This window comes from Paraburkholderia bannensis (assembly GCF_014200455.1).
Taxonomy (GTDB): Bacteria; Pseudomonadota; Gammaproteobacteria; order Burkholderiales; family Burkholderiaceae; genus Paraburkholderia; species Paraburkholderia bannensis_A.
The window spans coordinates 17,215-41,543 of the sequence record NZ_JACHBW010000014.1; the positions used below are offsets into that span (position 1 = coordinate 17,215).

The window sequence follows — 24,329 nt, forward strand, 5'->3', positions numbered from 1 at the left end:
CGCGCCAAACGCTCCGTAAGATTCACTAAGCAAGCGAGTAAAACAGGCAGGTAAGATCGCCCCAACTCGATGCCCAACGAGCGCCCAGCCTTTGCTGGTGGCGCTGCGCAGCGGGGTCGGATACCGTTCGTGCGCACCGCGATGCGCGCGAGGTGAAGAGAATTTGAAGGGCGGTCTGATATGAGAAGGACGAGAGAGCAGTCGCTCGCATTGCGTAAAACGCTGCTCGACTGCGCGGAACAGATATTCGCGCGCAAGGGTTTCGCGCAAACCACGCTCGACGAAATCGCCGCCAAAGCCGGTGTGACGCGCGGCGCGATCTACGTGCATTTCAGGAACAAGGCCGATGTGTTCGAAGCGCTGTTCGAGCGCCCCGATCTGTCGCTTGCGCCCTTCGATCTGCCCTCGCGGCCCGCCAGCATGCGGCCGATGGCGTGGCTCACGCAGGAATTGCGCGGCAAGCTCAAACGGATGCTGGGCAATCGCTCGGCGCGACGGCTCTACGGCATCGCGCTGGCGGACGCCGAATCGGTGCGCCGTAACGCGGCCCTCGCCAAACGCATGGAACTGGCGGTGGCAAACGCCGAAACGAAAATCGCCGATGTGCTCGGCGATGCGGCGCGCGGCGGCGAGATCGACAGTGCGCTCGACACGCACGCATCGGCGCGCTTTATCTACGCAGCGCTCACCGGGTTCTTCTGCCGCGAACTATCGGGCGGCCAGCCCGGCGCCGACGATACGCTCGTCGCGCGCGTGGTCGATACGGTGCTGTGTTGCGTACAGCTCAGCACTCCAGATCATCTTGCTCCGCAGGCCGTGCGCCGTGTTGACTGTGTGGACGCCGCCATTCAACCCGCCTTGCGCGGATAAGGAAAGCTCATCGTCACGACCAGGCCGCCTTGCGCGGCATTGGTCACGTCCATCGCGCCATCGTGATGACGCACGAGCCGGCGCACGATCGCCAGCCCCAGTCCGCAATGGGCTTCGCCGCTGCGCGCGGCGTCCAGCCGCACGAACGGGCGCTGCACGCGATGCAGATCGTCTTCGGGCACGCCCGCGCCGTGATCTCGCACACGCAGCACGTAGCGCCCTTCTTCCTTTGAGGTGGACACTTCCACCGGCGGCTCGCCATAGGTGAGCGCGTTTTCGATCAGGTTCGACAGAATGCGGTCGAGATCGACAGCGGGCAACTGGAAGCCCTCGCCCGCGCGCAGATCGAGTTTGACGAGCGCTTCGTCGTCCTGTTGCGCGCCGTAATCGCGGCGGCAATGCTCATCGACACCCACCAAAGCCGATTGATTCACGCTCTCGCGCGCGAAGTCCAGGAACTGCGTGACGATGCGCGACATCGATTCGGTCTCGCGCAGGAAGGCGGCGCGGTCCGTATCAGTGGTGAGCAGATCGGCGCGCAACTGCATGCGCGTGATGGGCGTGCGCAGATCGTGCGCGATGCCCGCCAGCATGACGGCGCGCTCGCGCTCCGCTTCCGCGAGTTCGCTCACCATGTCGTTGAAATCGCTGGCTAGTTCACGTATTTCGCGCGGCCCCGCTTCTTCCACGCGATGCACGCCGCGGCCGATACGATATTCGCGCGCGGCCCGCGCCAGCGAGCGTACGGGACGCTGCACCTGCCACGCGAACACCACCGCCACGATGATCGCGCCAATCAAGGTCAGCGCCGAAAAACCCTTGAAATGGCTGAGCGGCGGCATAAATGCGGGCAACACGATCCAGTACGACGCGCCCTGTTTGCGCACCCACACGCCGCCGTTGTCGGGCTCGACCACGACGTGGCTGCCCGGTCCAAGGCGCGGGCGCAGCGTCTCTTCGAACGGACCGTTGGTATCGGCGCAAGGCGCGGGACAACCCGCGGCGATGGCACGGTCCACGCCGACGTACTGGATGCCCAGCGTCTTCGCCACTTGATCCGAGAGCACGGGATCGCGCTCGCGCACCTGCGCGGCCACCACCATATAGTCGATCGAGCGCTGCGCATCGATGCGCGCGCGCGCCTGGTCGATCAGCAACAGCGCCGCGAAATGCGCCGCGACGATCAGACCGATCGTCATCAGCGAAAGCCGGACAAACAGCGTGTCAAAGGTCCGCTTGATCTGCATTTCAGTCGGCGTCCTGAGCGGCGTTGTTATCGACGTCTTCATCGGGCACGAACATATAGCCGACACCGCGCATGGTCTGCAGGCGGCGCGGGTTGGACGGATCGACTTCGATCAGACGGCGCAGGCGCCAGACCGGCACGTCGATGCCGCGCTCGGTCACTTCCGCACCCGGCCCGTGCAACAGGTCGAGCAGGCGCGAACGCGAGAGCGTTTCCATCGGATGCAGCGCGAACACTTCGAGCATGGCGTATTCGCTGCCGGTGAGCTTGATGGGCTCGCCGTCGCGCAACAGCGTGCGGGTGGCGAAGTTCAGCTCGAACGGGCCGAAGCGGCACGGCGCGCGGCGCTCGGCGGGCGCGCCGCGATCGGGGTCGCCCTGGCGGCGCAGCACGGCGCGAATGCGCGCGAGCAGTTCCTGCGGCATGAAGGGCTTGCCCAGGTAATCGTCGGCGCCCAGTTCGAGGCCGACCACGCGGTCGGTGCCGTCGCTACGGGCCGTGAGCATGATGACGGGAATACGGTCTCCGCGCCCGCGCAACTCTTTCAGCGCGGTGAGGCCGTCGACGCCAGGCATCATCACGTCGAGCACGATGACCGAGGGGCGCTCGCGTTCGAGTCGGCGCTCAAGCTGCATTGCATCGTGCAGCACGGAAAATTCGATATTGCGTTGCTGGAAGAAGACGCGCAGGAGATCGCGCAAGGCTTCGTCGTCGTCGACCAGCAGGACCTGGAACTCAGGATCGGACATCGGGTGCGCCTCCGGAAACGGCAAGGCAACGGTCAACGTGCCGGGATACGGTTATGTGCTGCAAATTCAGTGGCAAGGCGGGTGAGTCGTTAGGGTAAAGCGGTGCGGATCTGCGTGAATCGGCGTGAATCGGCGTGAATCAGGTCACCGCGACTATTTTGCCCTGGCGGCGCCTGTCCCGACGGAACGCATGCGTGAACTCGCGGTACAACTCACGACGCCGCGAGCCGCTGGGCCGAAAAGCGCAGCCCGTCGAACAGACGCTCGGCGACGCGTTGCGGAAAGCCTTCGGGCAGGTTCGCTCCAACGGTATCGATCACCTTTGGCGTGCGTTCGACGAGGCGCTCGATGATCGGCGCGGCATCGGGACCGTAGTGGCACAGCTGCGCGGTAGCGTCGAAGTGCGCGCGCGTCACGTCGCGCATGCGGTAATGGCGGCTCTTGCCCCACACGGCCATCGCGAGCGTGGCCTTGTGCCACGACCATTGATTGCCGCCGTCGCCCTCCACCGGCCAGATCGACATGACGTCGTAGAGCGGCGCGAGTTGAAAACGCCCGCCCGCCAGCAGGCGCAGGCTGAAATTCTTGGCGTGGCCGTCGGGCGCGGCCATCATCCAGAAGGCGATCTGCGCGGCCAGAAAGGTTTCGATATCCTCGCGCGCCGCTTGCGACTGGCGCAGAAGATCGGCGATCTCGCGCACGCCGGGGCCGCCCTGCGCTTCGTACTTGAGATGGGGCGCCACGCCCAGCGCCTGGCAAAAATCTTCCTGCGGCAAGCGTAGCAACGCGCCGCTGCGCGAGACGGCGCGATCGAAACGCTCGACCGCCAGCACCTTCTGCGCGCCAAAGGTCGCAATGCTCGCCGACGAGACCGGCAGCCCATAGGCCTTGAGCACGGCCAGACACAGCCACTCGTTTTCGACCGAGGTATTGAAGTCCACCTTGCGATGGCCGATGAAACCAAGCGGCAGCTTGAGGATGTGCGTGGTGGGCGTCGCGCCGTGCGGCAGCAGCCAGCGGCCCGCGTGATAGAGCAGCGCGGTCTTTTCCTGCGCGCCGGCCAGCGAAATGCGCAGTTCTTCTTCGGTGTCGCCAACGCCGGGCAGCACCGCGCCCGAGGTCTCCAGCAGCAGCTTTTCGATGGCGGCATCGTCGAGCGGCGTGCCGTCGATATGCGCGAGCGGCGCGGGCGTTTCGTCCTCATCGAGCAGTTGCACCGCGCCCACGCAGTCGCGCCCGATCGCCTTGAGCAGAGCGAAGGCCTCGATGGAATCCGTGCGAAAGCGCGCGGCGATACGGCGGCGGATCACCGCGCTATCGGGCAGCAGATTGTCGAAGTAGTGATAGACGCGCGTGCCGCGCAACGGGCGCTCGCCCACGCCGAACGGCAGCGAAAGCGACAGCGGACGCCCTGCTTCCGACGCCTTCCAGCGCGCGTCGTAACGCAGTTCGGCCTCGCCCGCGCCGGTCAGCGTCCAGCTGCCGACGCGCTCGCCATTAGCCCAGATCGACAGGGTGCGCGAATGCGATTTGCGGCCCATCGGCTACCACTCCGGCCCGTCTTCGCGGGCTTCGTATTGCGGCGTTTGGCCGTGGCGCGTCTGCACGCACAGTTCGAGATCGTAGAGCGCGAATAGCGCCAGCATCTGTTCGAGCGAGATGCTGGCCGTGCCGGTGGTTTCCAGCGCGGACAGGCGCGGCTGGCCGATGCCGAGCCGGGCCGCGACCTGCGTCTGGGTCAGGCCGCGCTCTTTTCTGGCCGAATGGAGGATCTCAGCCAGTCCCGCCGGCGTATGGACGATGATCTTCATGCGATATTCCTGTAAAGCATAAAACGAATCTATGCCTGTAGACGATATCTTAACAATATCGCTGACGAGCATAAACAAGAAATATCGCTGATACCAATAATACCGGTAGGCAGATCAAGAAATCGATCAAGAAACGACCCAGCAAGCCGATCGGACAGCTCAGGCCGAAGCCGCCACCTCCTGACGGAACGATGCGCCCGCATGCCGCTGCGGCAGCGTATCGCCCTGCCCGAACAGCTTCTTGCGCAGCGTGCCCTCCTCGTACGCCGTTTTGTAGATGCCGCGATTCTGTAATTCGGGCACGATCAGATCGACGAAATCCTCATAGCTTTCGGGCACCACGGTGCGGCTCAGATTGAAACCGTCCACATCGGCCTCGTCAACCCAGGCCTGCAACTCGTCGGCGACCTGGGCCGGCGTGCCGACGATGGCCGGATAGCGCCCGCCCAGCTCGAACATCTCCAGCAGCGAGCGGCGCGTCCAGCCGTGCTGCTTTGCCGTACGCGTAGCCGATTCGATGGCGTTGCCCGGCGTGTAGTCGACCGGCTCGTCCAGATCGTACTGGGCGTAATCGATGCCCGTGCTCGCCGCGAAATGCGCCAGTCCCGCCTCACGGCTCGCATAACGCCGATAATCCGCGTACTTCTCGTGCGCCTCGCGCTCAGTGGCGCCCGTCACCACCGCCGCGCCGACGAACACCTTCACATCGTCGGCACGCCGCCCGGCGCGCACCAGTTGCTCGCGCAGCGCGCGCACCGTCTCGCGCCCCACCGCGCGGTTGGGCGGCGAGATGAACACGCATTCGGCGTGACGCGCGGCGAAGCGCTGCCCGCGTCCCGAACTGCCCGCCTGGAACAGCACCGGCGTGCGCTGCGGTGAAGGCTCGGCCAGATGGTAGCCATCGACGTTGTAGTAGCGCCCCGCATGCTGCACGCGATGCACCTTCGCCGGATCCGCGTACACGCGCGCGGCCTTGTCGCGCAGCACCGCATCGGCTTCCCAACTGCCTTCCCAAAGCTTGTAGAGCACGTCGAGGTACTCGTCGGCACGCTCGTAGCGCTCATCGTGCGGCAATTGCTCCGACACGCCCATCGCCCGCGCCGCGCTGTCCAGATAGCCGGTCACGATATTCCAGCCGATACGCCCCTGCGTCAGATGATCGAGCGTGGAGAAACGCCGCGCCAGCAGATACGGCGCTTCATAGGTGAGATTAACCGTCACGCCGAAACCCAGATGCTGCGTGACCGCCGCCATCGCCGGCACGAGCAGCGTGGGATCGTTCACGGGCAACTGGATCGACTCGCGCAGCGTCACATCGACATTGCGCTGATATACGTCGTAGACGCCGACGATATCGGCCAGAAAGAGGCCATCGAACAGGCCGCGTTCGAGCGTGCGAGCGAGATCGGTCCAATAGGCGATCTTGCGGTAATCCGCCGACCGGTCGCGCGGATGCGTCCACAGCCCATGATTGATATGACCCACGCAATTCATATTGAACGCGTTGAGCAGGAGCGTCTTTTTGTTCGCTTGTGCCATGGTTGCAGACCTCACAAAGCGCCGTGGCGCGGCGGCAGCGCATCGTTCAGATAGAAGTTGCCGATCGCGTGATACTTCCAGCGCACCGGGTCGTGCAGCGTGTGCGTGCGCGCGTTGCGCCAGAAACGGTCGAGACCCAGACCGTCGAGCGTCGCCGCCGTGCCCGCGAGTTCGAACAGGCGCGAACCGGCGTCGAGCGAAATCGTGGTGGTGAGCGCGCGCGCCTCGGCCACCGCAATCGAGGCTTCGGCGACCGATTGCTCGTTGGGCGCGGCCTGCGCGGCATCGACGAAACGGCCTGCGCGCCGCACCAGCGCCTCGGCGGCGCTCAGACGCGCGGACAGATCGCCGAACTGCGCGATGGTGAGCGGGTCGTCGGCGGCGCGCTCGACCTTCGCGTCGATCCACGGACGCGAGCGTTCGCGCACGAAACGCAGCCCGGCGTCGAATGCGCCGCGCGCCTGGCCCAGATCGATCGCCGCGTGAATGATCTGCGCGAGCGGGCCGATGGTGGTCGCGCGCTCGAACGAAGTCTGGAACGGCACGATCCATTCCTGCTCCACGCGCACCCCGTCGAACTGCACCGATCCGCTGCCCGTCACGCGTTGGCCGAAGCCGTCCCAGTCGTCGGTGATCGTCACGCCATCGGCTGCGCGCGGCACGAACACGAGATACGTCACGTCGCGCCCGGCCTCCTCGCTCACCACCAGCGTGGGAATCCAGTGTGCATAGAGCGCGCCGGTGCAGTAGAACTTGCGCCCGTCGATGCGCCAGCCCTGTGCGTCGCGCGAAAGCCGCGTGCGACGCACGAAATCCTTGTGGCCGATCTCCGCCAGCGCGTTGCCGAAGCGTTCGCCAGCCAGCACGCGGTCGTAGAAAAAGCGCTTCTGTTCCTCGCTGCCGCCCACGCGCAGCACTTCGAGCGCGTAGAAGTGATTCTGCGGGATCTGTCCCAGCGAGCCGTCCGCCGCCGCGATGGTCGCCGTGACCTCGGCCAGCGTGCCGCTGTTCACGCCCGGACCGCCGAATTCGCGCGGTACCGTGATCGCCCACAGCCCGCTTGCCACGAAGGCGTCGAGTTCGTCCCAGGGCAAACGGCGCTCGCGGTCGCGCAACGCTGCGTCCTGCGCGAAGTCATGGGCCAGGCGCTGTGCCACGGCGATGGCCTGCGCATCGCTTGCGATACGCGCAGGCGTTTGTTGCGGGGCTCGCGCCGGCGGTTCGCCGCCGCGCTCCAGCAGCGCTGAAGAAATATCGACATTCATGCTTCTATTCCCGATCGGATTCTGTCCGATGCCTGTTCAATTCCACGAATGGCGCGCGGGTAGCGCACCGTTGAGGTGATAGTTGCCCAGCAGATGCAGCTTCCAGCGCACCGGATCGTGCAGCGTGTGCGTGCGCGCATTGCGCCAATGGCGGTCGAGGTTGTGCGCCGCTCGCGTCGCCGACGAGCCCGCGAGTTCGAACAGCTTTTCGCTCGCTTCCAGTGCGATGCGCGTGGTCAGCACCTTCGCCGCTGCGACCGCCACCGAGGCGCGCGCGCTGGCCTTCTCGCTCAGGCCGTTGCTGAAACGCTCCACCGCGAGTTCGTCGAGCAGGCGCCCGGCGTCGAGCAGCACTTCATGCGCGGCGTGCAGATCGATCTGTAGACGGCCGATATCGGCGATGATGTAAGGATCGTCCGCGGCCCGCGCAACGCCCGAGTCCATCCACGGACGCGCGCGCTCGCGCACGAAGGCGATGGCGTCGGCAATCGCCGCCTGCGCGATGCCTTGATCGATGGCGGCCTGAATGATCTGCGAAGTCGGGCCGAAGAGACCCGGCTGATCCGCCAGTTGCCAGAGCGGCAAGACGTCTTGCGGGTCGATGGCGACGTTGTCGAAGCGCACCGTGCCGCTTGCCGTGGTCCGCTGGCCAAATGAGCTCCAGTCGTCGATCACGGTGAGACCCACGGCGTCGCGCGGCACCCAGACCTGCACGGCACGGCCTTCGTCGTCGGTGGCGCGGGTGGGCACACGATGCGCGAACAAGGCGCCCGTCGAGTAGAAGCGCTCGCCGTTCAGGCGCAAGCCATCGGCTGTCGAGGAAAGACGCGTGGCGCCCTGCAGGATCGTGGGCGCAGCAACTGAACGGCGTTCCGGCCCGGCGTTGCCGAAGCGATGCCCCGCCAGCGCCTCGCCAAACAGGCGCTGCTTTTGCGCAGGCGATCCGCTTTCGCGCAACAAACCCAGCACACCGAAATGATTTTGCGGAATCTGCCCGAAGGCAGGATCGGCTGCGCAGAGAATCACGAACACTTCCGCGAGCGTGGCGTACGAGACTTCCGCGCCACCGTATTCGCGCGGCACGGTGATCGCGCCCAGCCCGCTTTCGGACCAGCGCTCCAGTTCGTCCCACGGCAGCGCGCGTTCGCGGTCGCGCTGCGAAGCGCTGGATGCAACGGATTGCGCGAGCCCGCGCGCCGCTTCGAGCGCCTGGGCATCGTTGGCAATGCGCCTGACTCGGCGCGGATCGGGTAGCTGCGGCACACGCGCCGCGGCGTTGGAATGATCACTAGTGGGCATGGCAATTCGACTGACCAGATTGGCGTCCCGCACGCACTGACTCTCGATGTCACATGATGTCAGCGCTTGAACGCGGGTCCTGCTGGCATTTGAACAGTGCGAACTCCAATCCCCTACTAGTTTTTCTGCGATTGCATATGACGTTATCGGCTATGAGCGCATGCATGCGGGGCATTCGTCGGCGTTCGCCCTGGCGCGTGCGTGACGCTCGGCCGCGGCATCGCCATAGTCTTCGCTGTCGATGTCATAGCCGGACGGCTCCCAGCGAATCGCCAGCAAGACGAGCAGCGACGTCAACGGCGCAATCGCAATCACCCAGAACACCTTGGTGCCCAGCGCCGCCGCCAGCACCGGGAACAGGAACAACGATACGGTGGAAGACGAGCGCACCAGGGTCTGATTGAACCCCACGCCGATACCGCGCAGCGAAGTCGGATAGCTGAGCGACGCATAAGTCATCGAATGCGAGCCCGGCCCGAAACCTTGCCCAAACAGATAGGCCCCAAGCAGCAGAATGGCAAGCGCGACAAACACGCCGCTCGACGGATGGCCGATCAACGCGAGACCCACCAGCGCGATCACCTGCAAGGTATGACCGAGCACGGTCATCTTCCACGCGCCTACCGTAGGCGCGGTGCGCACGCCGATCAGGCCGCCCACGAACGCGAACAGCAGATTGAGCAGCAGCGACGCGACGATGGTCGTCAGCGGCCCCTGCTTAAGGAAACTCGCGATGATGACGGGCAAGCCGAAGATGATCGCGTTGTAACCGAACGAAGACGCCGCGCCGATGGTGGCCGCGAGAATCGTACGGCGGCGATAGGTGGCATTGAACAGCACGCCGTAGTTGCGCCACGTTGCGCGCGGCGCGATGGCGGCCTGGGCTTGCGCCGCGGTTTGATCGGCGGGACGTTCGACCACCGCATCGATACCCCACGAACGCTTGAGAATGCGCGCGGCTTCGTCGAGATCGCCCTGATTCGCGGCCCATACCGGCGACTCGCTGATATAACGGCGGCGCACCAGAATAATGACGATCGCGGGCACCGCGCCGAAGGCAAGCGTCAGCCGCCACAGCCAGTCCGTGTGATGCGCGGGCAGGATCGCGTAGAGCCCGAGGATCAGCAGATAGCAGGTGCTGGTGGCCGCATACCAGGCGGGGCACCAGGCCGCGACGCTCGCCGCCTTGTTGCCGCGCCCCGCCACGCGCGAGAATTCGGCGAGAAAGGCCATCGCCACCGGCAGATCCAGCCCCACGCCAAAACCCATCAAAAAGCGCGCGCCGCCCAGCACCCAGGCGTTGGGCGCGAGGCCTGCGATGATGGCGGCCACCACGAAGAACAGCATATCGGCCATGAATACCCGATATCGGCCGATGCGGTCGGTCAGATAGCCGCCGAACAGCGCCCCCAGAATCGCGCCGAAGGTGATCGCGGCGGACACCAGCCCCACCTGCGCCGGCGTCAGCGCGAACTGGCGCGCGATGTCCTTCACGCCATAGGCGAGCGAAGTGAGGTCGTAGGCATCGAGAAACACGCCGCCCAATGCGATGGCAATCACCGCACGTGTGCGCGTGCCCTGAGCGGGGCCTGAATTGACGAGCCGCGCCACGTCTTCGGCGCTCCGAATGACGGTGTGGGCGGGGGCATCGGCGTGATTCGAGGCGCCGTGTGCACCGAAACCGGCATCGTGAGAAGGAACAGCAATGGTTGACATACGCGAAATCCATCCAGATAGCATTCGCAGCATCGTAGACAGGGCATCGCACCAGTCAAAGCGACGTTTTCACATATGCTTTGCGCAAATCGCGGAAACCGCCGCGCGTCAGAACAGCGCTGGTACGAAGGCACTTTGCACGCCGCATCATGTGCTTATGACAATCCGTTCGATAACCAACGCGCGCGAAATTATTTGGCGGCGGCGCGGGCACCCCCTAGCATCGCCCCATCTTTCACTACGTCACGGTAATACGGATATGAACAAGAGCAAGAGAACCCTGCTGGCATCGGCGCTGGCCTCCATCGCGCTGGTCGCGGGCGCGGCCCTGGTGCCGTTCGGCCAGTCCGCCGCAGCGGCGCAGCATACGGTGCGCGTGGGCATCATGTCGGGCGAGGACGAGGACGTCTGGCGCGTGGTCGCCGCCAACGCCGCGCAGCACGGCATCGACGTCAAGGTGACGACGTTCTCTGATTACACGCAGCCTAACGAAGCGCTCGCGCAGCACGATCTGGACGCCAACTCGTTCCAGCACAAGCCGTATCTGGATGCGCAGATCGCCGCGCGCCACTACGCGATCGTGCCGGTGGGCTTCACTTATGTGCAGCCGATCGGCCTGTATTCGCGCAAACATCATTCGGTTGCCGAACTGCCGACCGGTGCGACCATCGGCGTGCCGAACGATCCCAGCAACGAGGGCCGCTCGCTGTTGCTGCTGCAATCGTATGGGCTCATCAAGCTGCGCGACAATGTCGGCCTGCTGCCCACCGCGCGCGATATCGCAAGCAATCCGAAGCAAATCAAGATCAAGGAACTCGATGCGGGTATCGTCGGGCGCGCCATCGGCGATCTGGACGCCGCCGTCGTGAATACCGACTGGGCCGTCAAGGCCGGCATCCGCATTCCGCAGGAACGCATCGCGCAGGAAAAGGTGGACGGCAGCCCGTATCGCAACTTTATCGCCGTCAACGAGAAGGACGCCAACGCACCGTGGGTGCGCGATCTGGTGGCGAGCTACCAGCAGGCTAACGTCGCGCAGAAGATTCTCGCGGTGTATCACGGCACGACGCTGCCGGCGTGGAACGGCGCGCCGCAGCAATAACGCACCGGTGTAGCGGGCGTGGCCGCTTTCAGCGCGAAAGCGGCCACGGGTGTAACGTTGCGTTTCCAGCCGAAAAGAAAGGAACGCCGCCATGACCGCCAATGCCGCTAATGCCTCCGGTACTGCCAAACCCACCAAAGCCGTCAAAATCCCCGGTCCCGACCATCCCATTACGATCGAGCGCAATCCTTCGCGCGTGGTCGTGAAAGTGGCGGGCAAGATCGTCGCCGATACGCGCCGCGCGCTGACGCTGCGCGAAGCCAGTTACCCCGGCGTGATCTACATCCCGCGCGAGGACGCCGACATGGCCCTGCTCGCGCGCACCGATCACAGCACCTACTGTCCCTACAAGGGCGACGCCTGTTACTACTCCATCGCGCCGGGCGGCGAGCGCTCGATCAACGCGATCTGGACCTACGAAGCGCCTTACGACGCCGTCGCGCAGATCAAGAATCATCTGGCGTTCTATCCAGACCGCGTCGATTCCATCGAGGAACTGCCTGGCTGAGTCCGCTTGCCTGCAAGGACGCTTAGCGACGCTGCGCGCTCACCGCCGGCACGCCAATCAGCAGGGCCAAGCCGCTCACCGCCAGCAATGCGGCGAGCGCGTACAGCGCGTTATCCATGCTGCCCGTGTGTGTCTTGATGAGGCCGATTGCCCACGGGCTCACGATGCCGCTGGTGATGCCGATACTGCTGATCAGCGCGATGCCTCCCGCCGCCGATTTGCCCGAGAGATACGCGGGCGGCACGGCCCAGAAGATCGGCAGCGCGGCGAAGATCAGCACGGCGGCGATCGACAGAATCGCCATCATCGCGGCAAAACTCGCCAGATGCAGCGTGAGCAGGGTCAACGCAATGCCTCCGCCGACCGTGCAGGCCGCGAAGTGCCAGCGGCGCTCGCCGCGACGGTCCGAACGGCGCGCAATCAACATCAGCCCCACCGCGCCGACCGCATTCGGAATCACCGTGTACAGACTGATCGCGAGCACGTCATGCACGCCGAAGTCGCGGATCATCAGCGGCATCCAGAAGTTCAGCGTGAGCGAGGCGCAGGTCAGCGAAAAATAGATGAACGCAAACAGATAGACGCGCGGATTACCCAGCGCAGCGAGGAATGCGCGCGACGAATGGGCGTGCTTGCCGTCGCGCGCGGTATCGCCGTCGCCGTCGCGCTGCGCAATCAGATGCGCTTTTTCCGTGTCGCTGAGCCAGCGCGCCTGCGCGGGGCCGTCCACCAGCTTGAACGCCGCCATCAGCCCGAGCAGCACTGCGGGCAGGCCTTCGATCGCGAACATCCAGCGCCAGCCTTCGAGCCCCATCGCGCCATTCAGATCGCGCATGATCCAGCCGGAAATCAGTCCGCCCAGCACGCCAGCCACCGCCACGCCCGCGAAGAAGATCGAGAACACCGCAGCGCGACGGCGCGGCGGGAACCAGTAGGTCAGGTACAGCACGATGCCGGGAAAGAAGCCCGCTTCGAACACGCCCAGCAGGAAACGCAGCGCGTAAAAGTGCGCGGGGGCATGCACGAACATCATGCAGGTCGAGGCGATCCCCCACAGCAGCATGATGCGCATGAAGGTGCGGCGTGCGCCGAAGCGCGCGAGCAGCAGATTGCTGGGCACTTCGCACAGCACGTAGCCGACGTAGAACACAGCCGCGCCGAGGCCGTACATCGCATCGCTGAAGCCGAGATCGTGCTTCATCTGCAATTGCGCGAAGCCGATGTTGATGCGGTCGAGAAACGACACGACGTAGCAGACGAACAGGAACGGGATGACGCGCCAGGCGACCTTGCGGTACAGCAGGTCATCGCCGGCATTCAACCCCTGGGCTTGCGATGCGGCGGCGTTAAGGGCGAACGCAGACTCGGACGCGGGGTCCGTGACGATCGATTGAGGCATGAGCCTGTCTCCAAACCATGTGGTAACGGCGTCTGATGCGCCTTTGTAACGACCCGGCCGATAACGGCTCAGGTCAGCGACGGCAGCTCTGACCGGCATCGCGCGTCGATGTTGCGTCGCAGCATCGACACTTGCGCCTGCCGGTCACTTTCTGACTACCGTAGGCGCATCATAGGAGTGGCACAAATTATTTGTCAATGGCAAATCGTTTCGCCAAAGGTAAACCGCTTACCTCAGCCGGCGCGGCCATCCTTGCGGCAGGCAGGGCGACGGCGCGTCTATGCTTCGTCTGTTGGGCGTTTGCGCGCCTTTGTTTTTGAGCCCTTCCCCCTCCCGGAGTCATCAATGAAAGCCATCAAACTGATCGCGCCCGCCGGTCTGGACAACCTCAAGCTCGTCGATATCGCCACGCCGGGCGAGCCGCAGGCGGGCGAAATCCGCGTGCGTGTGCACGCCAGTTCGCTGAACTACCACGATCTCGGCGTCGTGCTCGGTCGCATGGGCGCAGCCGATGGCCGCATTCCGATGTCGGACGGCGCGGGCGTCGTCGAAGCCGTGGGCCCGGGCGTAACGGAATTCGCCGTGGGCGATCACGTGGTCTCGACGTTCTTCCCGCCCTGGCTGGATGGTGCGCCGACGATCCCCGACTTCTCCGCCACACCCGGCGACGGGGTGGACGGCTATGCGCGCGAAGCCGTAGTCGCACCCGCCACCGCCTTCACGCACAGCCCGCGCGGCTACACCCACGCCGAAGCGGCCACGCTCACGACAGCCGGCTTGACCGCGTGGCGCGCGCTGGTGGTGGACGGCGCGTTGAAAGCGGGCGAAACCGTGCTGGTGCTCGGCACGGGCGGCGTGTCGGTGTTCGCGCTGCAATACGCAAAGGCGATGGGCGCCACGGTGATCGCCACCTCGTCCTCCGACGAAAAGCTCGAACGCGCGCGAAAGCTGGGCGCCGACCATCTGATCAACTATCGCCGCGAGCCGCAATGGTCGCGTCAGGTGCTGGAATACACCAACGGACTGGGCGTCGATCATGTGGTCGAAGTGGGAGGTCCCGGCACGCTCGAACAATCGATTCTGGCAACGCGCGTGGGCGGACATATCGCGCTGATCGGCGTGCTGACCGGCATCGAAGGCCCCGTGCCGACCGGCACGATGATGCGGCGGCAACAGCGTCTACAGGGTTTGATCGTCGGCAGCCGGCAGCATCAGATCGATCTCGTGCGCGCCATCGACGCCACCGGCGTCAAGCCCGTGATCGACCGCTCGTTCCCACTCGAAGCAATCGGCGACGCCTTCCGGCTGCAACAGGCCGGTGGGCACTTCGGCAAGATCGTTCTGGAATACTGAACGATCAATCGTGAGCGAGAGGGCGAATGAGTCACCGCCGCGCGAATTGCTCGCGATACGCAGCGGGACTCGTCAGCGCGATGCGGCGGAAATGCCGCCTGAGCGATTCCTCCGAGCCGAAGCCCGCAAGATCCGCTACGCGATCCATCGGCAGATCGGGCCGCGCTTCGAGCAGATCGCGCGCAATGCTCACGCGCTCGCGCACGATCCAGGCGTAAGGGCCCATGCCGGTCGCGTCGAGAAACTGGCGCTGGAGCGTGCGCGCGCTCATCGCGGCACGCTCGGCCAGCGACGCCACGCTATGGTCGAGGCGCGGATTCGCGCGCACCCAGTCCATCAGCCTCGCAAGCGGGCTCGCCTCGTCGCGCGGCATCGGTCGCGGCACGAACTGCGCCTGCCCGCCCTCCCGATGCGGCGGCACGACGAGCCGCTGCGCCACGCGGTTGGCCACTGCGCCGCCGTGGTCGCGGCGGACCAGATGCAGCAACATGTCGATGCCCGCCGCTGAACCCGCCGAGGTCAGCACCTGGCCTTCGTCGATATAGAGCGCGTCGGGCTCGACTTGCAGTTCGGGATAGCGCTGCTGCAAGCGCTGCGCGTAACGCCAGTGCGTGGTCACACGCTGACCGCCCAGCACGCCCGCCGCCGCCAGCACGAACACGCCGGAGCAGATCGAGCACAACCGCGCGCCGCGTGCATGGGCAGCACGCAACTTCTTGAGCAAGGCCTCGGGCGGCCGCTCGTCCGGATCGCGCCAGCCCGGAATCACGATGGTCTGCGCGCGATCGAGCATCGCCAGCGTATAAGGCGCGCAAACCGTAATGCCGCCCGCGGCTCGCAACGGCCCGCGCTCGGCCGAGCAGACGGCGAAGCGATACCACGGCACATCGAGTTCAGGGCGTTCGAGCGCGAACAGTTCGGTCACGCAGCCGAATTCGAATGTGCAGAGGCGGTCGTAGGCGAGCGCCACGACAAGATGGGCGCGATGGGTGACTTGGCGGGCAGGATCGGACATGGCGCGATGTTACCGGAGATTGGCAATCGCGCCACTGTCGCGTTTTCGGGGCGGGCCCGAGAATGACCGCTATCGACACCACCAACAGGAGCCAGGCATGTCATCCGTATCCGAAATCCCCGCCGCGCCCAGCGAAGAAGCGCTTGCCCATTTCAGCGCCTCGCTGAGGTTCGAGACCGATTGCGCCGACGTCCACGCCGCGCTCGCTGCCGCCGCGCCGCCCGACTTCGTGCTGCTCGATGTGCGTGGCCCGGCGCTCTTTGCGCGCGGCCATGTTCCGGGCGCGGTGAATCTGCCGCATGGCAAGATCGTGGAATCGAAGCTCGCGGGCTATCCGCCTGAAACGCTGTTCGTCACCTACTGCGCCGGCCCGCACTGCAACGGCGCGACGCGCAGCGCGATCCGGCTGGCGCGGCTGGGGCGTCCGGTCAAGATCATGCCGGGCGGCATCACGGGATGGATCGACGAAGGATTTGCGCTAAACGAACTAGAATCGCATGCCCTGGCCACCACCGAAGGTATTGCCCAACCATGATCACCTGCACGCTGCGCTACGTCCTCGACCCTTACCGTCTTACCGAATTCGAAGCCTGCGCCAAGATGTGGATTCCCCTCGTCGAGCGCTTCGGCGGCCAGCATCACGGTTATTTTCTGCCCGGCGAAGGCGCGAACAATATTGCGCTCGCCCTGTTTTCATTTCCGAGCCTGGCCGCCTACGAGACCTACCGCGAGCAATCCCGGCACGACGCCGATTGCCAGGCGGCCTTCCGGTACGCGGACGAAACCCGCGGCATCGTGAGTTATGAACGCAGTTTCATGCGCCCCGTATTCGGGTAGGATGCTGCGTAGCGCGCCGCACGGACCGCAGCGCGCCTCAACTTCTCACTTTGCACCCGACATGCAACAAGGCACTCCGGCCACCGCCGCCAGCTTTGCCAGTATGGGCGTCGATCTGCTCGACTTCTTCGACGTCACGCCCACCTCCCTGTGGCTCGAAGACTATAGTCTGCTGCGCGCCCTGTTCGAGCGCTGGCGCGAGGCCGGCGTGACCGATATCCGCGCCTGGCTCGAAGAGGATCCGCGCCGCGTAGCCGAATGCTCGGCGTGCATTCGCGTGCTCAAGGTGAACCGGCATACGCTCGCGCTCTATGGCGCGCGCAGTCACGAGGAACTCACCGCCCACCTCGCCGAAGTCCTGCGCGACGATATGTTCCAGGCGCACGTGGGCGAACTCGAACAGATGTGGCAAGGCAGTTCCACCTTCGAAAGCAAGAGCGTGAACTACACGCTAGGCGGCCGCCGCATGGATATTTTGCTGCGCGGCGTGATCCTGCCGGGCCACGAAAACGACTGGAGCCGCGTGCTCGTTTCGATCGAAGACGTCTCGGCGCTCGAAGAAGCGCGTCATCGGGCGGCCGCGAGCGAGCAATACGCGCTCGGCGTTTTCGAGCATGCGCCGGTGTCGCTGTGGGTCGAAAATTTTTCGGCGATCCGTGAGTTGCTGGACGAAGTACGCATGCAGGGCATCGTCGATTTCCGCACTTTTACCGACGTGCACCCCGAATTTGTCGAGCGCTGCATGAGCGAAATCCAGGTGCTCGACGTCAATCACTACACGCTGGGCATGTATCGCGCGCCGGACAAGGCAACGCTGCTCGCGCGCCTGCCGCAGGTTTTCCGCGACGAAATGCGCCCGCATTTTCGCGAGCAATTGCTCGACCTGTGGGAAGGCCGTCTGTTCCAGCAACGCGAAGTCATCAATTACGCGCTCGACGGCAGCGAACTCAACGTCCATCTGCAATTCTCGGTGTTTCCGGGTCATGAACAAAGCTGGGATCTCGTGCTGCTCGCTCTGACCGACATCACGGCGCGCAAGAAAGCCGAGGCTTACCTCGAATTCCTCGGCAAGCACGACGTTCTCACCAAGCTCAAGAATCGCTCCTTTTACGTCGATGAAGTGAACAGGCTGCAGCGCAAGGGCCCGTTCCCGGTCAGCGCGATCGTACTGGACATGGACAATCTGAAGACCGTCAACGATCAGCTCGGCCACGCGTGCGGCGACGCATTGCTGCGCCGCGCCGGCGAAGTGCTGGCGAAAGCGATCCAGAAACCCTACCAGGCCGCACGGATTGGCGGCGACGAATTCGCGGTGCTGATGCCCGGCGCCGACGCGCGCGATGCCGAAATTGTCGCGGACAGCATCGGCAAGCTGGTCGAGCTGAACAACCAGTTCTATGGCGGCCCGCGTTTGAGCTTTTCGCTGGGCTGGGCCTGCTGCGAGGAAGGCGAAAGCGTGGAAGGCATGCTGCGTAGCGCGGACGCGGCCATGTACGAGGCCAAGCGTCGCCGTAACGAACTCGCGCGCCATGGCGCTGCGTCGCCGGAACAGCTCGCGACCTCGCGCAAGGACGCTCTCTAGGCCATCACTTCGGACAACGCATATTTTGCCGATGTAAACGGCAACCGGGAGCGGGACGCAATGCGTTCCGCTCCCGGAGTGTGATGCAACCTACCGCCGCGCATGCGCAGCCGAAACCGCGCAGTGGGCGTGAATCGGTTCGAACGCAACCAAGGCGCAAAACGCCCGCGTCACGTCATGAACCGCGCACGCGCCGCGCGGCGGCGGCCAGGCATCACGACGCGTTGACGGCGTCCTTGAAGGCCTTCCCGGCCGTGAACTTGACCGTCTTGGCCGCAGCGATCTGGATTTCCGCGCCCGTGGCCGGGTTGCGGCCGACGCGTGCTGCACGCTGGCCGGTCGAGAACGAACCGAAGCCGACGAGCTGCACGGAATCGCCCGACGTGACCGCCTTGGTGACCACTTCGAGGATCGCGTCGATTGCCGCGCCCGTGGCTGCCTTGGTCTCGCCCGTGCTTGCGGCGACTGCGTCAATGAGTTCCTGTTTGTTCATCTGCTACCTGTATTGAGTTGAGAAAACCTGCATACCCTACCTCACGCGGGCAAAACAGGCAAATCGCGTTGCATATCGAAACGTAAGGCACACGGGGCTTACAGACGCCCCGGGTGGGCAGGAACGATTCATGCAAGGCGATTTTCTCAGCTATTTAGTGTCTATTTCGCGTATTTTTACAAAAACCACCGATATTCGCGTGCGGCAATTGCGTTCATAAAATCGAGGTGGTCCTGCCGTCTATTTTCGCAATAGACCATCACAAAGTCCTCGCCGAGCGCCTCGCGCACCCCGGCGTGGCTGCGCATGGCGGCCACCGCCGAGAGCATATCGCCCGGAAAATCGACCCCGCTCGCGCGGTTTTCGTTGAGCGGCGCGATTGGTTCGCGACCCGCATCGAGCCCATATTCGATCCCGGCGAGGATGGCGGCGAGCACCAGATAGGGGTTGGCGTCGGCGCCGGCGAGCCGATGCTCGATGCGCAAATTCGCCTCGTCCGACTCCGGAATGCGGATGCAGGCGTCGCGATCCTCGAAGCCCCAGCTCGCCCGGCTAGCCGCATTCACCATCGCGCCATAGCGCCGGAATGCGTTGTGACTGGCGGCAAAAATCGGCATGCAATGCGGCAGCAGCGCCAGACACCCCGCCACGGCATGACGCAGGGCGCGCCGCTCGTGCGCCGCCAGCACGTTGCGGCCCGCCTCGTCGTAGAGACTGACGTGAACGTGCATGCCGCTGCCCGGCGCATCGAGCCAGGGCTTCGACATAAAGCTCGCGCGGTAGCCGTGTCGCATTGCCACGCCTCGGGTGCTGCGGCAGAACAGCGCCGACCAGTCAGCCGCGCGCAACGCGTCCTCGCAGTGGCCGAAGTTGATTTCGAACTGGCCGGGGCCCAGCTCCGCAGTGATGACCGTTGCGTCGACACCCTGTTCGCGCGCCGTCTCGACCATCTCGTGCAGCACCGGCGCGAAACGCGAAAGCCGTTCGATATGCATATTCGGCTGATCGTCGGGATCGTCGCACAGCGGGTCGCGCGCGTGCTGCGGCAGTCCCTCGCGCAGCTTCGCGTCGAACAGATAGAACTCCAGCTCGAAGGCGACCACCGGTTTGAGACCCCGCCGCGCGAAACGCTCCAGCACGCGCGCAAGCACTTCGCGCGGCTCGAATGCAATCGGCGCGGCCGTGCCGTCCGAGGTGATGAGCATCTGCGCGAGCGGCTGCTGCTCCCAGCGCACCCGTTTGAGCGTGCCCGGCACGAGACGGCGCGCGGCGTCGGGATCGCCATCGTGAAAGCAGTATTCGCCGATCGGATACACACCGCCCTGCGCGCCCAGCAGGATGCAGTTTTGCGGCAGCTTGAGCATGGCGCCGGCGGCGACTTTTTCCAGCATGCCGATGGGGTAACGCTTGCCATAGAAATGGCCCGGCAGATCGAGGCAGATCAGATCGACATACTGCACGTCGGGATGGGTCGCGCGAAAAGCGCGTACTTCGCTCAGGAGATCGGGGGCGAGGTCGGTCACGTCGGGTCCTTTTATACGCCAGCAGTTTTAATCTGGATTACGAACTAATTAAAAGACGAGCACGCGTTGAAAAGCGTGCTGAAACTCCATCAATCGTGGCTTTGACCTGCGATCAGGTGAACACCCAAAGCACGCGCGCCGGCTGCTCCGCGAGATTCGCATAACTGAAGCGGCAACGCGAAGGCAACTGGAAACTGTCGCCGGCTTTGAGCGTGACCGGTTCGCCGTCACTGTCGAGCCAGATCGTCAGCTCGCCATCGAGCACGAAACCGCCCTGCTCGTCACTATCGTCGACGGGACGCTCGCCGCTGGTCGCACCTGGCTCCAGCAGACTTTCGAGCATCGAAAAGCCCGACGACATGCTCGGCGACACCAGCACATCCGTGATGCCGCCACCGTAATAAAGCGTGCGGCGCTCGCCCGGACGCGTCACCCACGGCAGCGCGCGCGGCTTGCTCACGCTGTAGAAGTAGGTCGTGGGCGTCTGCAAGGCCTCGCCGATGGCAGTGAGATCGGCAACAGTCGGTCGCGACAGGCCGCGCTCGACCTGGGAGAGAAACCCCACCGAACGCCCGATGCGCTGCGCCAGCTCCGAAAGCGTCACCTTCTTGTGCTTGCGCAGATCGCGAATCAGGATCGCGAGTCCTTCGATCTCTTCCTGCCTGTCCATGCCGGTTTCCCCCTCTAAACGACGTCGCGCAGGCGATACCAGAACTTGCCCAGCGCTTCGAGCGGCGCAGCCAGGGCATCGCCGCCCGGAAAACGCGGATTATGGATGGCCTCGTAGTGCGAGAGCAAGCGCGTATCGCCGAGGATCGCGTCGGATACCGCGCGCGCCGCGGCCAGCGTCGGCAGCACGCCATGACCGGAGAAACCTTGCAGCCAGTAGCGTCCGCGTGCATGCCCCACGTCGGGCGTGCGCCGGATGCTGATGTCGATATGACCGCCCCACGCATGCTCGAATTCGACGCCGCGCAGTTGCGGAAATGCGCGTTCGAGACTCGGCCGGATGGCCGCACGGATGTCCTTCGGGATACCGCCCAGATAAGTGCAGGCGCCGCCGAACAGCAGCCGGTGATCGGGACTCAAACGGAAATAGTCGGGCACGAACTGATTGTCGATCACGCAACTATTGCGCGGCAGCAGTTCGCTCGCGAGCGCGGGATCGAGCGGCGCGGTCGCCACCTGATACGTGCCGACCGGCAACACGCGGCGCGCCAGTTCGCTGTCGAGCCGGTCGATATAGGCGTTGCAGGCGAGCACCAGGGTATCCGCGCGAATTGATCCATCGGGCGTGTTCGCGATGAAACCGGATGGCGTTTCGCGCCACTTGAGCACGCGGGTCCGCTCGAAAATGCGGCCGCCCGCGCGCTCAATGGCGGCGGCGATGCCCAGCGCGAGCTTGAGTGGATTGAGGTGGCCCGCTTCGGGATCGTAGAGCGCGGCGCGATAGCGCGGGCTGCCGATCCAGTCGGGCATGTCCTGTTGCGGGATCACGCGCAACGCGTCGTAGCCCCACTTCTGCGCCGCCTCATCGCGTGCCTCTGCGAGCAGCGCGACGCGGTTGCGCTTCACGGCGGCCCACAGACTGCCGGGCCGGTAATCGATGTCGAAACCATGACGCTGCGACAACTCGCGCACTTCGCGCGCAGCCCAGCGCATGCTGTCCCAGAGTTCGCGGGCGCGCTCAACGCCCAGCGAATGCTCAAGCGGCCCCATATCGCACGACCAGCCCAGCAAAGCCTGACCGCCGTTGCGGCCCGATGCGGCCCAGGCCACCCGGCTCGCCTCGACCACGACGACGCGTTTGCCGGCAAGCGCGAGACGCAAGGCCGTATGCAGACCGCTGAATCCCGCGCCGACGATCAAGACGTCCGCGTCGCAATCCTCTTGCAGCGCCGGGCGCACGGGCGCTGCGGCAGGCAGCGTGCGGGCGTAGTAACTCTCTACGTGCTGGGGCGACTCGACGAACATGGCGGCATCCGTGAAATTTTATCGGCTTAATTTCATGAAAAATTAGCACGGCAATTTCACGGAGGCAAGCGGGGGGTTTCCTGCCCCCTTATCGACTCATCGGCCGGCAGCAGCGGCCCGGCGCGCCCATTCGCGCACATACGCCGGTTCACCGTCTGGCAGCAAGTCGCCGTCGCGCTCGGGCGCGAGCGGTTGAAGCGCCATCGGCAGCACACCCGCCCAGACCGGGCGATCGAGATCCTCCTCGTCGTCCTTGACGCCGTGCGCGCGTACTTTCGCGACCGCTTCGTCGAGCGGCAGGCGCAGCACCGTGGTCGCGGCCAGTTCGTTGCGCTTCCCCGCGCGCGCTTCGTGCACACGTCCGGGCGCGATGTGCTCCATGAATGCGTCGAGGGCGGCGCTCTTATGGTCGTCCGCGACGACTTCGAAGGCCCCGTAGATCATCGCCGAGCGATAGTTCATCGAGTGATTGAACGCCGATCGTGCGAGCACCAGGCAATCGATGTGTGTGACGGTCACGCAGACCTGCGCGCCCTCGGCGGCGAGTTTGAGCATGCGGCTGCCATTGGAGCCGTGGATGTAGAGATGATCGCCCTCGCGCCAGCACGCGGTGGGAATGCAATGGACGCCTTGAGCATCGGCAAAGGCGACGTGGCAGACGTAGGCTGCATCGAGAATCGCGTGCAGCGTGGCGGGATCATAATCGGCGCGCTGGGCGATGCGTCGCACACGCGTGCGCGACGACGGCGCGCCCTGGGTTGCGACGGAATCGACGGAGTCGGTATCGTTGTTGTCGCTCTGGGACATCCTCGGCTTCTCCTGTTCAGGGGTGGGGAAAGCCGATCACGTTAGCGAAGCCGTGGCTCCAACGGTAGACCCAGCATGAGCTCAAGACATAGGGCCAGCATGCCTCGCGGATTCTGCAGGGCTATCGTCAGTCCTTTACCGGCTTTTTGCGCATAACACGCAACGGCTTGGCCGCGCTGTCTGTCGCCCGAGCCGCGCGCCGTGGCGTGCGGCGCGCACCCGGCGCGACATGCGCGGGTGCTGCCGCATTCGCCTTGCTGCGTAATGTTTCGAGTTCTTCCGTTTGCGTAGCGTGCGCCGTGCGCAGCGCATCCAGACGCCCTTCGAGCATCCCGGCCTGATGCCGCAGATCGCCCAGTTGGCCTTGCAGCGCCTGCATTTCAGTGCGCGCGGTCTCTTCGGCGAGCGTGGCGCGTTTGCTTGCGGCCTCAAGATCGCGTTGCAGGCGCGCATTGGCGGCGCGTTCGCGCTCGATTTCGAGCAGCGCGCGTCTTTCTGCCGCCTGCAGACGCGTTTGCGCGAGTTCGGCGCCCGCGCGTAGCTTGTCGAGTTCCGCGGCGAAGTCGGCACGCGCCTGGACGAGTGCAGCGTCGCGGTCCCGGCCCGCCTGCTCAAGGCCGGCGATTTGTCCTTCCAGCGCCACGCGGGTGGCTTCGCCCGCTGCCTGCGCCTGCTCCAGTTCGTGGATGCGGACCTGCGCGGCGAGCAAGGCCGTGGTCCGCTGCTCCAGCGCCGTTTCCGTGCGCGCGAGATCGTTCTGCAAGGCAATGACGCGGGCCTCAGCTTCGCGCCGCGCCTCGCTGACTTCGCCTCGCAACACTTCCAGCGACGCCTGCGCGGCTGCCGTGGCGCGCGTCCACAACGCAGCGACCAGTTCCCCTGCTGCGCCCTGCAACTCTTCTGGCAGATCCGCATGCTCAATACGCACGCGGCTCTTTTCGCGCAATTCGGCCCAGAACTCGGAGAGAACCGCCGTGGGTGTGCCCATGCTGCCGCGTCGCACCAACTGATAGAGGCGGTTGGCGGTAGGCGTCACGCCGAAGCGGAAGAACAGCAGGGCGCAGACCTCCCGATACAACTCCCGCGTCTTGGGAAATTCAACCTTAAGACGTTCGATTTCAGCGGTGATGCGGACTTCGTCGGGAGCAGCGTCGGTCATAGTGGGGCTCAATGCTTTTGATTGATAAATATTACAACGTAAACCGTCAATTTTCTACTTTTTGTTATCATTATTTAGACAT

The 24,329-nt window shown here is 64.8% G+C and carries 23 protein-coding genes; 7 read left to right on the top strand and 16 right to left on the bottom strand.

Features of this window, described 5'->3' with window-relative positions; translation table 11 throughout:
• Window positions 1-180 precede the first annotated feature (180 nt).
• A complete protein-coding gene (locus F4827_RS22680) occupies window positions 181-870 on the top strand; it encodes a TetR family transcriptional regulator (RefSeq protein WP_183727616.1) in 690 nt (229 codons plus the stop codon).
• On the opposite strand, the gene F4827_RS22685 is transcribed toward F4827_RS22680, so the two are convergent.
• From F4827_RS22685 to F4827_RS22720, 8 genes are all read right to left on the bottom strand, one after another.
• A complete protein-coding gene (locus F4827_RS22685) occupies window positions 849-2,111 on the bottom strand; it encodes an ATP-binding protein (protein ID WP_183727667.1) in 1,263 nt (420 codons plus the stop codon). The two genes, F4827_RS22680 and F4827_RS22685, sit on opposite strands and share 22 nt — an antisense overlap.
• A gap of 7 nt (window positions 2,112-2,118) precedes the next feature.
• Window positions 2,119-2,865 carry a response regulator gene (locus F4827_RS22690; protein ID WP_183727614.1) on the bottom strand — a complete coding sequence of 249 codons (747 nt, stop codon included), beginning with the start codon at window positions 2,863-2,865 and terminating at the stop codon, window positions 2,119-2,121.
• 212 nt (window positions 2,866-3,077) lie between these two features.
• Window positions 3,078-4,406: a type II toxin-antitoxin system HipA family toxin gene (locus F4827_RS22695; protein ID WP_183727612.1), complete on the bottom strand. Its 1,329-nt coding sequence runs from the start codon at window positions 4,404-4,406 to the stop codon at window positions 3,078-3,080.
• A gap of 3 nt (window positions 4,407-4,409) precedes the next feature.
• The gene (locus tag F4827_RS22700; protein WP_183727610.1) at window positions 4,410-4,676 is read right to left on the bottom strand and encodes a helix-turn-helix transcriptional regulator; all 267 of its coding nucleotides are present in this window, start codon (window positions 4,674-4,676) and stop codon (window positions 4,410-4,412) included.
• A gap of 159 nt (window positions 4,677-4,835) precedes the next feature.
• Window positions 4,836-6,215, bottom strand: a complete 1,380-nt coding sequence (locus F4827_RS22705) for an LLM class flavin-dependent oxidoreductase (protein WP_183727608.1) — start codon at window positions 6,213-6,215, stop codon at window positions 4,836-4,838.
• Between the two features lie 11 nt (window positions 6,216-6,226).
• Window positions 6,227-7,480 carry an SfnB family sulfur acquisition oxidoreductase gene (locus tag F4827_RS22710; RefSeq protein WP_183727606.1) on the bottom strand — a complete coding sequence of 418 codons (1,254 nt, stop codon included), beginning with the start codon at window positions 7,478-7,480 and terminating at the stop codon, window positions 6,227-6,229.
• Between the two features lie 36 nt (window positions 7,481-7,516).
• Window positions 7,517-8,779: an SfnB family sulfur acquisition oxidoreductase gene (locus F4827_RS22715; protein WP_183727604.1), complete on the bottom strand. Its 1,263-nt coding sequence runs from the start codon at window positions 8,777-8,779 to the stop codon at window positions 7,517-7,519.
• A 150-nt stretch (window positions 8,780-8,929) separates the two neighbouring features.
• Window positions 8,930-10,495, bottom strand: coding sequence for an MFS transporter (locus tag F4827_RS22720; protein WP_183727602.1), 1,566 nt, complete (start codon window positions 10,493-10,495; stop codon window positions 8,930-8,932).
• 259 nt (window positions 10,496-10,754) lie between these two features.
• Here F4827_RS22720 and F4827_RS22725 point away from each other — a divergent pair, with 259 nt between their 5' ends.
• Entirely contained in the window at window positions 10,755-11,597 is an 843-nt protein-coding gene (locus tag F4827_RS22725; protein WP_183727600.1) for a MetQ/NlpA family ABC transporter substrate-binding protein, read from the top strand.
• Window positions 11,598-11,688: 91 nt separating this feature from the next.
• Window positions 11,689-12,105 carry a DUF427 domain-containing protein gene (locus F4827_RS22730; protein ID WP_183727598.1) on the top strand — a complete coding sequence of 139 codons (417 nt, stop codon included), beginning with the start codon at window positions 11,689-11,691 and terminating at the stop codon, window positions 12,103-12,105.
• 22 nt (window positions 12,106-12,127) lie between these two features.
• Here the strand turns inward: F4827_RS22730 and F4827_RS22735 are convergent, their stop codons facing one another.
• A complete protein-coding gene (locus F4827_RS22735) occupies window positions 12,128-13,504 on the bottom strand; it encodes an MFS transporter (protein WP_183727596.1) in 1,377 nt (458 codons plus the stop codon).
• Between the two features lie 345 nt (window positions 13,505-13,849).
• Between F4827_RS22735 and F4827_RS22740 the strand changes: the two genes are divergently transcribed.
• Complete coding sequence (locus tag F4827_RS22740) at window positions 13,850-14,857, top strand: NAD(P)-dependent alcohol dehydrogenase (protein ID WP_183727593.1); 1,008 nt, start codon at window positions 13,850-13,852, stop codon at window positions 14,855-14,857.
• 31 nt (window positions 14,858-14,888) lie between these two features.
• Here F4827_RS22740 and ftrA read toward each other — a convergent pair whose 3' ends face one another.
• Complete coding sequence (ftrA, locus tag F4827_RS22745) at window positions 14,889-15,872, bottom strand: transcriptional regulator FtrA (RefSeq protein ID WP_183727592.1); 984 nt, start codon at window positions 15,870-15,872, stop codon at window positions 14,889-14,891.
• Between the two features lie 97 nt (window positions 15,873-15,969).
• Here ftrA and F4827_RS22750 point away from each other — a divergent pair, with 97 nt between their 5' ends.
• The 3 genes from F4827_RS22750 (at window position 15,970) to F4827_RS22760 (ending at window position 18,291) form a co-directional block, all read left to right on the top strand.
• Window positions 15,970-16,407, top strand: coding sequence for a rhodanese-like domain-containing protein (locus tag F4827_RS22750; protein ID WP_260175382.1), 438 nt, complete (start codon window positions 15,970-15,972; stop codon window positions 16,405-16,407).
• The gene (locus tag F4827_RS22755) at window positions 16,404-16,709 is read left to right on the top strand and encodes an NIPSNAP family protein (RefSeq protein ID WP_183727587.1); all 306 of its coding nucleotides are present in this window, start codon (window positions 16,404-16,406) and stop codon (window positions 16,707-16,709) included. Before F4827_RS22750 ends, F4827_RS22755 begins: the two co-directional genes overlap by 4 nt.
• 61 nt (window positions 16,710-16,770) lie before the next feature.
• Window positions 16,771-18,291, top strand: coding sequence for a diguanylate cyclase domain-containing protein (locus F4827_RS22760; RefSeq protein ID WP_409258845.1), 1,521 nt, complete (start codon window positions 16,771-16,773; stop codon window positions 18,289-18,291).
• Window positions 18,292-18,505: 214 nt separating this feature from the next.
• Here the strand turns inward: F4827_RS22760 and F4827_RS22765 are convergent, their stop codons facing one another.
• The 6 genes from F4827_RS22765 to F4827_RS22790 all read right to left on the bottom strand — a co-directional run bounded on the left by F4827_RS22765 (window position 18,506) and on the right by F4827_RS22790 (window position 24,247).
• The gene (locus F4827_RS22765) at window positions 18,506-18,784 is read right to left on the bottom strand and encodes an HU family DNA-binding protein (protein ID WP_027818693.1); all 279 of its coding nucleotides are present in this window, start codon (window positions 18,782-18,784) and stop codon (window positions 18,506-18,508) included.
• A gap of 176 nt (window positions 18,785-18,960) precedes the next feature.
• Window positions 18,961-20,307, bottom strand: a complete 1,347-nt coding sequence (locus F4827_RS22770; RefSeq protein ID WP_183727585.1) for a glutamine synthetase family protein — start codon at window positions 20,305-20,307, stop codon at window positions 18,961-18,963.
• A gap of 112 nt (window positions 20,308-20,419) precedes the next feature.
• Window positions 20,420-20,977, bottom strand: coding sequence for a helix-turn-helix domain-containing protein (locus tag F4827_RS22775; RefSeq protein ID WP_183727583.1), 558 nt, complete (start codon window positions 20,975-20,977; stop codon window positions 20,420-20,422).
• A gap of 14 nt (window positions 20,978-20,991) precedes the next feature.
• Complete coding sequence (locus tag F4827_RS22780; RefSeq protein WP_183727581.1) at window positions 20,992-22,281, bottom strand: FAD-binding oxidoreductase; 1,290 nt, start codon at window positions 22,279-22,281, stop codon at window positions 20,992-20,994.
• 96 nt (window positions 22,282-22,377) lie between these two features.
• Entirely contained in the window at window positions 22,378-23,088 is a 711-nt protein-coding gene (locus tag F4827_RS22785) for a pyridoxamine 5'-phosphate oxidase family protein (protein ID WP_183727579.1), read from the bottom strand.
• Window positions 23,089-23,215: 127 nt separating this feature from the next.
• On the bottom strand, window positions 23,216-24,247 hold the full coding sequence (locus F4827_RS22790; RefSeq protein WP_183727578.1) for a DNA-binding protein: 1,032 nt from the start codon (window positions 24,245-24,247) through the stop codon (window positions 23,216-23,218).
• Window positions 24,248-24,329 lie beyond the last annotated feature (82 nt).